Source organism: Cupriavidus sp. 21MJTG02-4 (assembly GCF_057798975.1).
In genome coordinates this window covers 41531-53998 of the sequence record NZ_JBYOJP010000007.1, presented here as the reverse complement: position 1 = coordinate 53998, position 12468 = coordinate 41531, and the positions used below count along the sequence as shown (strand labels likewise).

The 12468-nt window shown below is 67.8% G+C and carries 9 protein-coding genes; 6 read left to right on the top strand and 3 right to left on the bottom strand.

Translation table 11 applies throughout. The features are described 5' to 3' along the window. Positions 1-10: 10 nt before the first annotated feature. Entirely contained in the window at positions 11-922 is a 912-nt protein-coding gene (locus AC3FKH_RS15865) for an IclR family transcriptional regulator (protein ID WP_488676840.1), read from the bottom strand. A 583-nt stretch (positions 923-1505) separates the two neighbouring features. Here AC3FKH_RS15865 and AC3FKH_RS15860 point away from each other — a divergent pair. The 5 genes from AC3FKH_RS15860 to AC3FKH_RS15840 are packed head-to-tail and all read left to right on the top strand — an operon-like array spanning position 1506 to position 6088. After that, the gene (locus tag AC3FKH_RS15860) at positions 1506-2369 is read left to right on the top strand and encodes a branched-chain amino acid ABC transporter permease (RefSeq protein ID WP_488676839.1); all 864 of its coding nucleotides are present in this window, start codon (positions 1506-1508) and stop codon (positions 2367-2369) included. Positions 2370-2380: 11 nt separating this feature from the next. After that, positions 2381-3406 (top strand): branched-chain amino acid ABC transporter permease, encoded by a 1026-nt coding sequence (locus AC3FKH_RS15855; protein WP_488676838.1) that lies wholly within the window; start codon positions 2381-2383, stop codon positions 3404-3406. Then, positions 3399-4163 carry an ABC transporter ATP-binding protein gene (locus AC3FKH_RS15850; RefSeq protein ID WP_483732658.1) on the top strand — a complete coding sequence of 255 codons (765 nt, stop codon included), beginning with the start codon at positions 3399-3401 and terminating at the stop codon, positions 4161-4163. The genes AC3FKH_RS15855 and AC3FKH_RS15850 overlap by 8 nt, the downstream gene beginning before the upstream one ends. Continuing rightward, positions 4150-4857: an ABC transporter ATP-binding protein gene (locus AC3FKH_RS15845; RefSeq protein WP_483712015.1), complete on the top strand. Its 708-nt coding sequence runs from the start codon at positions 4150-4152 to the stop codon at positions 4855-4857. The genes AC3FKH_RS15850 and AC3FKH_RS15845 overlap by 14 nt, the downstream gene beginning before the upstream one ends. Positions 4858-4915: 58 nt before the next feature. Further along, the gene (locus tag AC3FKH_RS15840) at positions 4916-6088 is read left to right on the top strand and encodes an ABC transporter substrate-binding protein (RefSeq protein ID WP_488676837.1); all 1173 of its coding nucleotides are present in this window, start codon (positions 4916-4918) and stop codon (positions 6086-6088) included. Between the two features lie 75 nt (positions 6089-6163). Here AC3FKH_RS15840 and AC3FKH_RS15835 read toward each other — a convergent pair whose 3' ends face one another. Continuing rightward, positions 6164-8938 (bottom strand): DUF6600 domain-containing protein, encoded by a 2775-nt coding sequence (locus AC3FKH_RS15835; protein WP_488676836.1) that lies wholly within the window; start codon positions 8936-8938, stop codon positions 6164-6166. Between the two features lie 312 nt (positions 8939-9250). Continuing rightward, positions 9251-10579 carry a putative bifunctional diguanylate cyclase/phosphodiesterase gene (locus tag AC3FKH_RS15830; protein WP_488677046.1) on the bottom strand — a complete coding sequence of 443 codons (1329 nt, stop codon included), beginning with the start codon at positions 10577-10579 and terminating at the stop codon, positions 9251-9253. A 253-nt stretch (positions 10580-10832) separates the two neighbouring features. Between AC3FKH_RS15830 and AC3FKH_RS15825 the strand changes: the two genes are divergently transcribed. Beyond that, positions 10833-12452 carry a methyl-accepting chemotaxis protein gene (locus tag AC3FKH_RS15825; RefSeq protein ID WP_488676835.1) on the top strand — a complete coding sequence of 540 codons (1620 nt, stop codon included), beginning with the start codon at positions 10833-10835 and terminating at the stop codon, positions 12450-12452. Positions 12453-12468 lie beyond the last annotated feature (16 nt).

The window sequence follows — 12468 nt, the reverse complement described above, 5'->3', positions numbered from 1 at the left end:
GTGTTGTCTTTCAGTTGGCTTCACGCGCGTCGGGTGTTGCCGGCGCGGGTCGTGTCGATCCTTGCTGCCCGGCACCGGCCTGCCACAACCGCGCCTGCAGCGTCTGGGCCAGGTCGCGGATGCGCGGGCCCAGGTTGCCTTCCAGGATTTCGGGTGACAGCCGCGCCGCGGCGCCACCGATATTCAGCGCCAGCACCTCGCCGCTGCCTTCGAGCCGCAGCGGCGCCGCGGCACCGCTGACGGTGCGGTCCCACTCGGCATGGGCCACGCAGAAACCGCGCCGCGCGTGGTCGCGCAGCGAACGCTCGATCTTGCCGCGCACCGGCGCCCAGCGCGTGCCGTAGTGGCGCTCCAGTTCGGCCAGCGCGGCTTCGCGGTGCGCTTCGTCGAGCCCCGCCAGCCATGCACGCCCCATGGCCGAGGTGGCCATCGGCAGGCGCGCGCCGGGCGCCAGCCGGATCACCAGCGCGCCGCGCGGCTGGCACGATTCAAGGTAGACCATCGCGTGGCGGTCGGGCATGGCCAGCGCAACGGTGCAGTCGGTCGCGAACGAAAGCGACTGCATCAGCGGCTGCGCGATGTCGCGAATGCCCGCGCCGGAAATATAGCGATGCCCCAGCACCATCGCGCCCTGCCCCAGCCGGTACTTCTCCATCGACTCGATATAGGCGAGGTAGCCGAGCGAGGCCAGCGTATAGGTCAGGCGCGACACCGTAGGCCGCGGGATTCCCGTGCGGCGCGACAGCTCGGCGTTGCCCAGGTAGTCGTCATGCGGCCCGAACGCGCGCAGCAACTCCATGCCGCGCGCCAGCGCGGTGACGAAGTTGCGGTCTTCAGCGGGCTCCGCCGCACCGCAAGGCATGGCGGGCATGACGTGGGCGGCATCGGGCGGCGGGGCCGGGATGGAGGTGGAGCGCTTCATGCAGGGCTGCGAATGGGCGAGCTTTACTTGATACCAGTTCCGGCACTGCCGAAGCCGGCTATGCAGGGAAAACATAGGCGTCATAGGTGCCATGAAGGGCGGACGGCCGCCGCAAAAGGGGCCCGCTTGCCCTCGCCAGCCAAGGCGATCAGGGATTTCCTCTAGACCGCATGCCTGCCGCAGCCCCGTAAGCGCATCGCTATTTCGCTGTGCGGAATACTGGGCCAGTTTCCTTGACTCCCCTTCGACCCCATGCAAAAGTCGATGAAAACGAACGACCGTGCGGGAATTATCACTTCCACGCAACGGCGTCGCTGGCCACGACCGGCACCGCGGCGCAACAGCGCAGACCGCATCGCATAGGAGACAAACCATGCAACACCCGCAGTACGCATCTGTCCGCGAGCACCACACCCGACTGGCGCAAGGCGCCCACCCGGACCCGGCACCGCTCGCCGGGGCCCAGATCCTCGACTGATCCCCTCTTCCACATGCGCGGCGGCCCACGGGCTGCCGCCATGAACCCACGCGCCCGCTTGCGGCCGGCGCGTGCCCTGTTTCGTGAACTTCACGAGGTGAGCCTGTGGCATTGTTCCTTCAACAGATCCTGAACGGCCTGACGCTGGGCGGCGTGTACAGCCTGGTGGCCCTTGGCCTGACGCTGGTCTACGGCATCCTGCACGTGCCGAACTTCGCGCACGGCGCGTTCTACATGGCCGGCGCCTACGTCTCGTACTACCTGATGACGACGCTCGGCCTGAACTACTGGCTGGCGATGCTCGGCGCGGCCGTGGTGGTGGCGATGCTGTCCATGCTGGCCGACCGGCTGGTGTTCCATCCGCTGCGCAACGCGCCCGAGCTGCACGACATGATCGCGGCCATCGGCATCCTGCTGTTCCTGGAAGCCGGCGCGCAGGCGCTGTGGGGCGCGGATTTCCACCGCATGCCGACGCCCTACGGGCAGGTGGTCGACCTGTTCGGCCTGACCGCGCCGCTGCAGCGCCTGCTGATCATCGCCGCAGCGTTCGCGCTGATGGTGCTGCTGCACCTGTTCCTCACGCGGACCATGACCGGCGCCACCATCATGGCCATGGCGCAGAACCGCGAAGGCGCCGCGCTGGTCGGCATCGACGCCACGCGCGTGACGCTGCTGGTGTTCGCCATCTCGGGCGCGCTGGCCGCCATCGCCGCCACGCTTTACGCACCGATCAACCTGGTCTACCCGAGCATGGGCAACCTGGTCATCACCAAGGCCTTCGTCATCATCATCCTGGGCGGCATGGGCAGCATCCCGGGCGCCATTGCCGGCGGGCTCATCATCGGCATGGCCGAGAGCTTCGGCGGCTTCTATGTTTCGACCGACTACAAGGACATCATCGCCTTCGTGCTGCTGGTGGTGATCCTGTCGATCCGGCCGCAAGGCCTGTTCGCCGGCAAGGCGGCCTGAGGAATACGACCATGAAAGCACTGCAAGGCAAGACCGGCTGGATCCTGCTGCTGGCACTGGCGATCGCGTTCCCGCTGATCACGCCCAACAGCTACTACCTGACCGTGATGACGCTGGCCTTCATCTACGCCATCGCCACGCTCGGGCTGAACCTCATCACCGGCTACACCGGCCAGCTCAACCTCGCGCACGGCGGCTTCATGGCCATCGGCGCCTACACGCTCGGCATCCTGACTGTGGACCACCAGGTGCCGTTCTGGCTGGCCTTCGCGCTGTCGGGGGTAGTGTCGATGGCCGTCGGCTACGTCGTGGGCCTGGTGTCGCTGCGGCTGAAGGGCCATTACTTCTCGATCTTCACAATGTGCATCGGCTACATCATCTACCTGCTGATCGAGAAGTGGGAAAGCCTGACGCACGGCACCGTGGGCCTGATCGGCATTCCGGTGCCGGCGGCGATCGGCCCGGTTACGTTCGACAGCGTGCCGGCGCAGTACTACCTGGTGCTGGCCTTCCTGGTAATCGGTACCTTCCTGATGCACCGCATCGTCACCTCGCTGCTGGGCCGCAGCTTCATGGCCGTGCGCAACAGCGACGCGCTGGCCGAGGCGCTGGGCATCAACCTGATGCGCACCAAGGTGCTGTCGTTCGTGCTGTCGGTCGGCTATGCCGGTTTCGCGGGCGCGCTCTACGCGGGCCAGGTGCGGTTCCTCGGCCCCGATATCGCGCGCACCGACCTGACCTTCGACATGGTGATGGCGATGCTGGTCGGCGGCACCGGCACGCTGTTCGGTCCGCTGCTGGGCGCGGTGCTGGTGCCGTGGGTCACGCAGACGCTGCAGTTCCTGCAGGACTACCGCATGCTGGTATTCGGCCCGGTGCTGGTCCTGCTGATCATCTTCTTCCCGGACGGCATCGTCGGCTCCTGGCTGAAAAAGCAGGCGCGCAAGGCCGCCGCCGCGCGCCGCGGCAAGCGCCAGCCTGCCGCATCCCCTACTGCCGCACCCGTAGCCACCACCGCCGGAGCCGACCGTGCTTGAGATCCGCAACCTGACCAAGAAATTTGGCGGCCTGACCGCGGTCAACGATGTCTCCGTGACCTTCGAGCAGGGCCATATCAACGCCATCATCGGCCCCAACGGCGCTGGAAAGACCACGTTCTTCAACCTGATCGCCGGCACGCACGCGCCAAGTTCCGGGCAGGTCCTGTTCAAGGGGCAGGATGTGGCCGGCCTGCGCGCCGACCAGATCGCGCGGCTCGGCGTGGCGCGCACGTTCCAGGCCACGGCGCTGTTCGACCGCGCCACGGTGCTGGACAACCTGATCGTCGGCCACCGCCTGCGCACGCGCTCGGGCCTTGGCGATGTGCTGTTCAACACGCGCCGCCTGCGTGAAGAAGAGCGCCTGTGCCGCGACAAGGCCGAAGCCGCGCTCGATTTCGTCGGCCTCACGCATCTGGCCCACGAGATCGCCGCCGATATCACGCAGGAAGCGCGCAAGCGTGTGGCCTTTGCGCTGGCGCTGGCCACCGACCCTGAATTGCTGCTGCTCGACGAGCCCGCCGGTGGCGTCAACCCGGAGGAAACCGTGGGCCTGGCCGAGCTGATCCGCAAGATGGTCCGCCACGGCAAGACGGTCTGCCTGATCGAACACAAGATGGACATGATCATGCGCCTGGCCGACAAGATCATGGTACTGAACTACGGCGAGAAGATCGCCGAAGGCACGCCGGCGCAGATCCAGCAGGATCCGCATGTCATCGAGGCCTACCTGGGAGCCGACCATGTTGCAGCTTGAACGCGTCTCGCTGTCGTACGGCAGCTTCCGAGCCCTGGACAACATCACGCTGCATGCCGGCGCCGGCGAGCTGGTGGTGCTGCTCGGCGCCAACGGTGCAGGCAAGAGTTCCATCTTCCTGGCGATGAGCGCGATCCACCGCATCAGCGGCGGCAGCATGCGCTTCGACGGCCGCGAGCTGTCGGGCATGAAGCCGTCGCAGATCGTGCAGGCGGGACTCGTGCATTGCCCGGAAGGCCGCAAGCTGTTCCCGGCCATGAGCGTCGAGAAGAACCTGACGCTGGGCGCCTACGTGCATCGGCGCGATTCGGCCGGCATTCGCAAGACCCTCGAAGAGGTGTACGAGATGTTCCCGATCCTGCGGCAGAAGAAGGACGACCCCGCAGGTTCGCTGTCAGGCGGCCAGCAGCAGATGGTGGCATTGGGCCGCGCGCTGATGAGCCGTCCGCGCGCACTGCTGCTCGACGAGCCGTCGCTGGGCCTGGCGCCGCTGGTGGTCAAGCAGATGTTCGAGATCATCCAGCGCATCAACCGCGCGGGCACCACGGTGCTGCTGGCGGAACAGAACGCGTACGCGGCGCTGGGGATCGCGCATCGCGCGTATGTGATCGAGAGCGGGCGCATCGTGATGGAGGGCGATCGCGATTCGCTGTTGAAGGATGAGGGGATTCGCAAGGCGTATATCGGCGGCTAGGAAGCCGCGCTTCTATCAACCTGGACAAGCGCAGTAAGTATCCATCAAGGAGACAGACATGCAGAGCAACATCATCCGCCGCATCTTCCCGCTGGCCGCCACCGCCGTCGCCGCCATGCTGGCCTCCGGCGCCGCGCTGGCCCAGGAAGTCGTCAAGATCGGCTACACCGGCCCGCTATCAGGCGGCGCGGCGCTGTATGGCAAGAACGTGCTGTCCGGCGTGCAGATGGCCGTGGACGAGATCAACGCCTCGGGCCTGGAGGTCAAGGGCAAGAAGGTGAAGCTCGAAGTCGTGGCGCTCGATGACAAGTACTCGCCCGCCGAGGCCGCCATCAACGCGCGCCGCCTGGTGCAGCAGCACAAGACGCCGGCCGTGTTCGTGCCGCATTCGGGCGGCATCTTCGCGCTGCAGGCCTTCAACGAGCAGGAGAAGTTCCTGGTCATGGCCTATTCGAGCGTGCCGCGCATCACCGACGCCGGCAACAAGCTGACCATCCGCATCCCGCCCGCCTACACCGGCTACATCGAGCCCTTCATCAAGGCGCAGATGAAGCGCTACGGCAAGAACGTGGCGCTGGCGCCGGCCGACCACGACTACGCCAAGGCATGGGTGCAGGCCTTTGTCCCGGCCTGGGAAGGCGCGGGCGGCAAGGTCGTCGGCAACAACCCGATGTCCTATACCAAGGCCACCGACTTCTACAGCGGCGTGTCGCGCGCCATCACCGACAAGCCGGACGTGATGTTCGTCGGCGGGCCGTCCGAGCCGACCGCACTGGTGGTGAAGCAGGCGCGCGAACTGGGCTTCAAGGGCGGCTTCATCATCATGGACCAGGCCAAGATGGACGAGATGGCCAAGGTCACCAACGGCCTGGCCATGCTGGAAGGCTCGATCGGCGTGCTGCCGCTGGTCAACGACGGCCGCCCGGCCGCGCAGACGTTCAATGCCAAGTACAAGAAGCTGCATGACGGGCGCGATGCCACGACAGAAATGTCGCTGAACTACACCATGGTGTATGCGCTGGCCGGCGCGATGAAGCTGGCCGGCACCACCAGCGATGCCGTCGCCATCCGCGCGAAGATGCCGGAAGCCGTCAAGGCGCTGCCGAAGGACGCCAACCCGAACGAGGTGGAAGGCATCGATGCCAAGGGCGGTTCGGTCGCCGATACCGTGGTGGGCTGGGTGCAGAACGGCAAGATCTCGCCGGTGCGCCTGTCGGAACTGGCGAAGTAAGGCGTTGACATAACGATGCGGGCCGTCAGGGTGCAACCCTGACGGCCCGCATTGCCTTGCGCTGTCGCCGTTCCGCTAGCGGCCGTCGTTGCGGGCTTCCTGATGCCCGCGGTCATGTTGAGCGCGCTGCTGCTGGCGCTGCTGTTCCATCTGCTGCTGTTGCTGCTGTTGCTGCTGCCGCTGGCGTTCCTGCATCTGCCGCTGCTGATCCTGCTGCTGGCGCTGCTGCTCCTGCATGGCACGCTGCTGTTGCTGCTGCTGTTGCTGCTGTTGCTGCATCGCGCGCTGCTGCTCCTGCGCGGCGCGTTGCTGCTCCTGTGCCCGCCGCTGCTGCTCCTGCATCTGGCGCTGCTGTTCCATCTGCTGGCGCTGGGCCGCCTGTTGCTGGCGCTGCTGGTCAGCCATCTGCCGCTGCTGCTCCTGCTGGTGGCGCTGTTGCTCCTGCATCTGGCGCTGCTGCTCCATCTGCTGGCGCTGGGCCGCCTGTTGCTGGCGCTGCTGGTCAGCCATCTGCCGTTGCTGCTCCGCCTGCTGGCGCTGGGACTCCATCATGTGCCGCTGCTCTGACTGCTGGCGCTGCTGATCCTGCATCTGCCGCTGTTGCTCCATCTGCTGGCGCTGCACGGCCTGTTGCTGGCGCTGCTGGTCGCCCATCTGCCGTTGCTGCTCCGCCTGCTGGCGCTGCGACTCCATCATGTGCCGCTGCTCTGACTGCTGGCGCTGCTGATCCTGCGTCTGCCGCTGTTGCTCCATCTGCTGGCGCTGCACGGCCTGTTGCTGGCGCTGCTGGTCTGCCTGCTGTCGCTGCGTGTCCATTTGCTGGCGCTGCATGGCTTGTTGCTGCTGACGCTGCATCGCCTGCGCCTGGTCTTGCGCTTCATGGCCCTGGCGCTGCGGTTCCCATTGCTGGCGCTCCTGCGCCTGTTGCTGCTGCCGGCGCAGGTCGGCGCCCTGCCGTTGCTGCTCCTGTTGCTGGCGTTGCTGCTCCATCTGCTGGCGCTGCATCACCTGTTGCTGCTGGCGCTGGAGTTCCTGCCCCTGGCGCTGGGCGTCGGGCATCTGGACCAGCCCCTGCACCTGGTCAGGCCGCGTGGTGAAACCGCGGCCATTGCCACGCCAGGGATCGCCGCCCATCGCCGGGGCGCCGCGTTCGGCACCGGCAGGCGGGCGCCGCCCGGCATCGTCGTCGTGGCGCTGCGGCGGTATGGCGGGCCGGGCGGCCACGGCAGCCTGGCTCATGCGCACGTTCGGCGCGACTTGCTGCGCGTCCCGGCCGCGTGGCCGCGTGTCGCCGCCGCGCCATACCGGGCCGGCGCCCGACACCACGCCGCCTTCGCGGGCGAAGCGCCGGGCCAGTTCGTCATGCGCGGGCTGTCCGGGCGGGCGCGCCGCAATCGCCTGGCGTTCGAACCCCTGGCGCGCCTGCGGCGGAAGCTGCCGGACTGGCGCCGCGCCGAGCAGGCTGCCCTTGACCGGCGCTACCGGCGGCGCGCCGCGGGCCTCGCCCTGCGGCAGGTTGCGCCATTCATTGCCGCGCATATTGCGCGGTACCGGCCGGCCTTCGACGAAATTGCGCGCCGGCATGCCGCGCATCGCGCCCGGGACATCACGGTTCGGGCGCTGCTCGCCGCGGAAGCGGTAGTCGTTGGACAGGTAATTCACGTTCACGCGGTTGATCCGCGTGACATAGGCCGGGCTCGCGCGGTACACGGGGCGGTAGGCGTCGCGCGGGCCAAGCGGATACCAGGCCACGCCCGGGCCGCCGCCCACGCGCACGCTCCAGTTGGGGCCGGCGCCCACAAAGCCGACCAGCGCCGGCGCGTAACACGGCCGCGGCACACGCGGTCCCGGCACCCAGCCCCAGCGGCTGCCGATATAGGCCCAGCGTCCGTAGTGGAACGGCGCAAACCCCCAGGGTGCGTCGTCGATCCAGGTCCAGCCCCACGGCGCGACCCAGGCCCAGTGGCCGGTGCTGTATGGCGCCCAGCCCGTATCCACCGCGCGCGGGAACCATACCGCGCCGTAGCCGGCGTCTTCCTGCCAGTCGCCGTAATCGTCCAGCGCGGCATAGCCGGGCATGTCGCGCGGCACGTAGCGGGCCGTGGGCGACGCGTCTTCGCGCGCATCGCGCGCGGCGGTCCAGCGGTCGAAGTCGTCCTCGGGCGGCAGGTTGCCCGGACCGGCATCGGCCAGGTCGGTCCCGCCAAAGCTCATGCGCTCGCCGCGGCTCATCTCCAGCGAGCGGCTGTCGCCATAGATCACGGCGCGGCCATGGCGCATGGTCACGGTGGTGACACTGCCATCGGGCGACACGTCCAGCCGGTAGTCGCCCGGCTCGCGCGGCACGAAGGCCAGGTTGGGCGTGTCGATCTCCACCGGCTGGTCCTGCGGCAACGCGCGCACCCGCAACTGCAGCGTGCCCTGCGTGAGCTTGACTTGCGTGGCATTGTCGTCCAGGTTTAGCACGCTGACGGCCGTCGCGCTGCCCAGGCGGACGGTCACGGCGCCGGCATGCATCTCGGCACGGCCGCCGTTGTCGACCCACAGGCGGTCGCCGGTGGTGATCGGCCGGTTCAGGCTGGCCGCGGCCCACTCGTCAGAGCCGGCCGGGGCAAAGCTGAGGTTGCCCGCCGCCTCGGTCAGGGTTGCGACGCGCGATGGCGGATCGGTCTGCTCGACCACCGCTCCGGGCTCGCCCAGCGGCGAAGGCTGGGCATGACCCGGCCATGGCGCGAAGGTCAGGACCAGGCCGGCCGTCACGGCCAGCATGGGCAGCCAGGGTGTGACGCTGGCCTTCAGGCGGCGAGGGCCAATGGCGGAATTGCGGTCAGGCGCAGGTGAGCGATACATGGATTCGAGAAGCTGGGAGAACAAGGCCCACGGCGCAAGGCCCACGGCGGCCGGCGGCCGTCCTGATGTCACCATACATGGAGCAACGTCCCCGGGAGTCCGGCGCGGACAAGACTTTGTAAGCGGTTATTTCCTCTGGCCGCGGCATGGCGGAAGGATGCGTGCCGGCGAAGCACGATGGAGGCCGGAACCGGCGGTACGGATGAAGGCGGCAGGGCAAGCGGCCGTCAAAGGTGGAAACAACTCCTTGACTCTCGCCGTGTCCCGGTACCGCCGGCGCCCTGGCAACAACGGCCGCGCGCGAATCCGGTGTCAGTTCCCTGACTGCTCGCGCAAGTGCTCCGTAAGCCGCTCCGCGGGGACGGGCCGGCTGTACAGATAGCCTTGCGCCTCCCAGCAGCCGTTGGCCAGCAGGAAGTCGCGCTGCTCGACCGTTTCGACGCCCTCCGCCACCACGCCGATCTGCAGGCTCTGCCCGACGTTGATGACGGAGCGGACGATGGCGGCATCCACCGGATCCTGCGTCACGTTGCGTACGAAGGACTGGTCGATCTTCAGCCGGTCCACCGGAAACGATTTGAGGAAGCTCAGCGAGGCGTAGCCCGTACCGAAGTCGTCGCAGGTCAGGGTCACGCCGTCGCGGCGCAGCGCCTGGAGCTGGTCGGACACCTCGTCGCCCTGCTGCAGCGCGATGGTCTCGGTGATCTCGATTTCCAGGCTGGACGGCGGCAGTTCCAGCGCGCGCAAGACGTGGCGCACCTCGGTCACCAGCCGGCTTTCGGCCAGTTGCGCGGCGAACAGGTTGATGGCCACGCGCGGGGCCTGGGGCAAGGTCAGCGCCCACGCCCGCGCCTGCGCGCAGGCGGTCTGCAGCAGCCACATGCCCACGTCGCTGGCCATGCTGCTGGCCGCCAGCGCATCGATGAAGCTGGCCGGCGCGAGCAGGCCGCGCGTCGGATGGCGCCAGCGCAGCAGCGCCTCGGCGCCCATGATGCGGCCGTCGCGCAAGTCGACCTGGGGCTGGTAGTGAAGCTCGAACTGGCGCTGCGCGTAAGCCTCGTGCAGCGCCTGGACCAGCGACAGCCGCGTGGTCACGTCCTGGCGCATTTGCGGCTTGAAGAACCGGATGGTGCGCCCGCCATCGTGCTTGGCACGGGCCAGCGCCAGGCTGGCCGCCGCGAGCGCGTCGGAGGCGAGATCGCCGGCGGCGGGCAGCACGCACGCGCCCACGCTGGCAAGGACGTGATGGCGGCGTCCGCTGTATTCGTGCGGCGAGGACAGCATGGAAAGGATTGCGGCGCAGACGTGCCGAACCAGGGTCGGATCCGAAATGGAAGGCAGCAGCACCGAGAACTCGTCGCTGCCGATGCGGGCGATCACGGCATCGCGCGGCGATGCGTCGCGCAGCCGGCGTGCCACGCCTTGCAGGATCAGGTCGCCCTCGGCATGGCCGTGCATATCATTGAAGGCGCGGAAATCGTCAATGCCGATCAACAGCAATGCGCAACGGGGCACCGCCTCGCTTTGCAGGCGTGCCTCCAGCCGCTTTAGAAATCCCCCCCGATTCCCGACCCCGGTCAGCGGATCGGTCTCCCCGTCTGGCGAAGCGCCAGCCGCTTTCGCCCCCGACTTGGCCACCATCCCTGCCTCTTTTGCAATTATCGACATTGTTACCAGATCTGCAATTCAGGGAAGTGTGACGAAAACCATGAAAAAAGCAAGCGCTTCGGGAATTCCGGCGTGCGCGCCAATGCGGCGTAGCAACGCCCGGCTCCTGCCGGGCTCGCGGCGTTGAAACCGCCCCGGGGTTACAGTACCCTACCGCGCATTGCCGCACTGCCGGCCGGGCGCCGCGGCTGCCCTGAAGAAAAACACGGAAAACGGGAACCAAGCCTTGAACCACTGGACCATCCGCAAGCGCATCCTGGCAAGCTTTACCTTCATCCTGCTGGTCATGGCACTGATGGGGGTTGTGGCCTACAACCGGCTCTCGTCGATCGAACGGGAAACCAACCTGATGCTCAGGGACGCCCTGCCGGGCCTCCAATACAGCACCAGCATCCGCGGCGCCTGGGGCGAGATCTATGTGCTGGCCTGGGAAACCGTCAAGGCCACCGGCGACAGCCAGCGCCAGGGCTACCAGCAGCAAGTGGCCGACGTCCGCGCGCGGCTGGAGCGGCTCGAGCAGCAGTACGAGACCACCATCACCCGCGACAACGACCGCGCCACCTTCAGCCAGTACAAGGCGGCCAAGGCCAGGTATGAGCAGGTGGCGCTGCCGCTGTTGCAAGCGACCAGCGGGAAAGGCGTCGATTCCACCGAAGCGCTGCTGCGCGGCGATGCCCACCAGGCCTGGCAGGATGTGCGCAAGCTCGCGCAGGCCATGGTGGACGACAACAATGCCGTGAACGAGCGTTCCGCGCACGGCATCAATGCGGCCGTCAGCTCGGCCAAGATCGGCATCGAGGTGGCGTTGCTGGTCGCGCTGGCGGTGGCGGTCATCTGCGGCTACCTGCTGCTGCGCGCCATTACGGTGCCGATGCGCTCGATCGTCGGCCTGCTGGCCGGCATCCGCGGCGGCGACCTGCGCCTGCGCATGGCACTGAAGCGCGGCGACGAATTCCAGGACGTCGAGGAAGGCTTCAACCAGATGTCGGGCGAGCTGACTTCGCTGGTCGGCCAGGCCCAGCGCTCCGCGATCCAGGTCACCACCTCGGTCAACGAGATTGCCGCGACCGCGCGGCAGCAACAGGCCACCGCCACGGAAACCGCCGCGACCACGACGCAGATCGGCGCCACCTCGCGCGAGATTTCCGCCACCGCGCGCGACCTGGTCCGCACCATCAACGAGGTCTCGAACGCGGCCGAGCAGACCGCCGGGCTCGCCGGCACGGGCCAGGTCGGCCTGTCGCGCATGGAAGCCACCATGCAGCACGTGATGGACGCGGCCGGCTCGGTCAATGCCAAGCTCGCCACGCTCAACGAACGGGCCGGCAATATCAACCAGGTGGTCACCACCATCGCCAAGGTGGCGGACCAGACCAACCTGCTGTCGCTCAATGCCGCGATCGAAGCCGAGAAGGCCGGCGAATACGGCCGCGGCTTCTCGGTGGTGGCCACCGAGATCCGCCGCCTGGCCGACCAGACCGCCGTCGCCACCTACGATATCGAGCAGATGGTGCGCGAGATCCAGTCCGCCGTGGCCGCCGGCGTGATGGGCATGGACAAGTTCTCGGAAGAAGTGCGCCGCGGCATGTCGGACGTAACCCAGGTCGGCGACCAGCTGTCGCAGATCATCGGGCAGGTGCAGTCGCTCGCGCCGCGCGTGCAGATGGTCAACGAAGGCATGCAGGCGCAGGCTGGTGGCGCCGAGCAGATCAACCAGGCGCTGATGCAGTTGTCCGAAGCCGCGCAGCAGACGGTCGAGTCGCTGCGCCAGTCGGGCCAGGCCATCGACGAGCTGACGCTGGTGGCCAACGAGCTGCGCAGCGGCGTTTCACGCTTCAAGGTATAGCGCCGTGGGGCGGGAG

Excerpts from the sequence above, each read along its gene's own strand:
- AC3FKH_RS15845 (WP_483712015.1), top strand. The coding sequence starts at position 4,150 with ATGTTGCAGCTTGAACGCGTCTCGCTGTCGTACGGCAGCTTCCGAGCC.
- AC3FKH_RS15830 (WP_488677046.1), bottom strand. The coding sequence starts at position 10,579 with ATGGTGGCCAAGTCGGGGGCGAAAGCGGCTGGCGCTTCGCCAGACGGG.
- AC3FKH_RS15865 (WP_488676840.1), bottom strand. The coding sequence starts at position 922 with ATGAAGCGCTCCACCTCCATCCCGGCCCCGCCGCCCGATGCCGCCCAC.
- AC3FKH_RS15840 (WP_488676837.1), top strand. The coding sequence starts at position 4,916 with ATGCAGAGCAACATCATCCGCCGCATCTTCCCGCTGGCCGCCACCGCC.
- AC3FKH_RS15835 (WP_488676836.1), bottom strand. The coding sequence starts at position 8,938 with ATGTATCGCTCACCTGCGCCTGACCGCAATTCCGCCATTGGCCCTCGC.
- AC3FKH_RS15855 (WP_488676838.1), top strand. The coding sequence starts at position 2,381 with ATGAAAGCACTGCAAGGCAAGACCGGCTGGATCCTGCTGCTGGCACTG.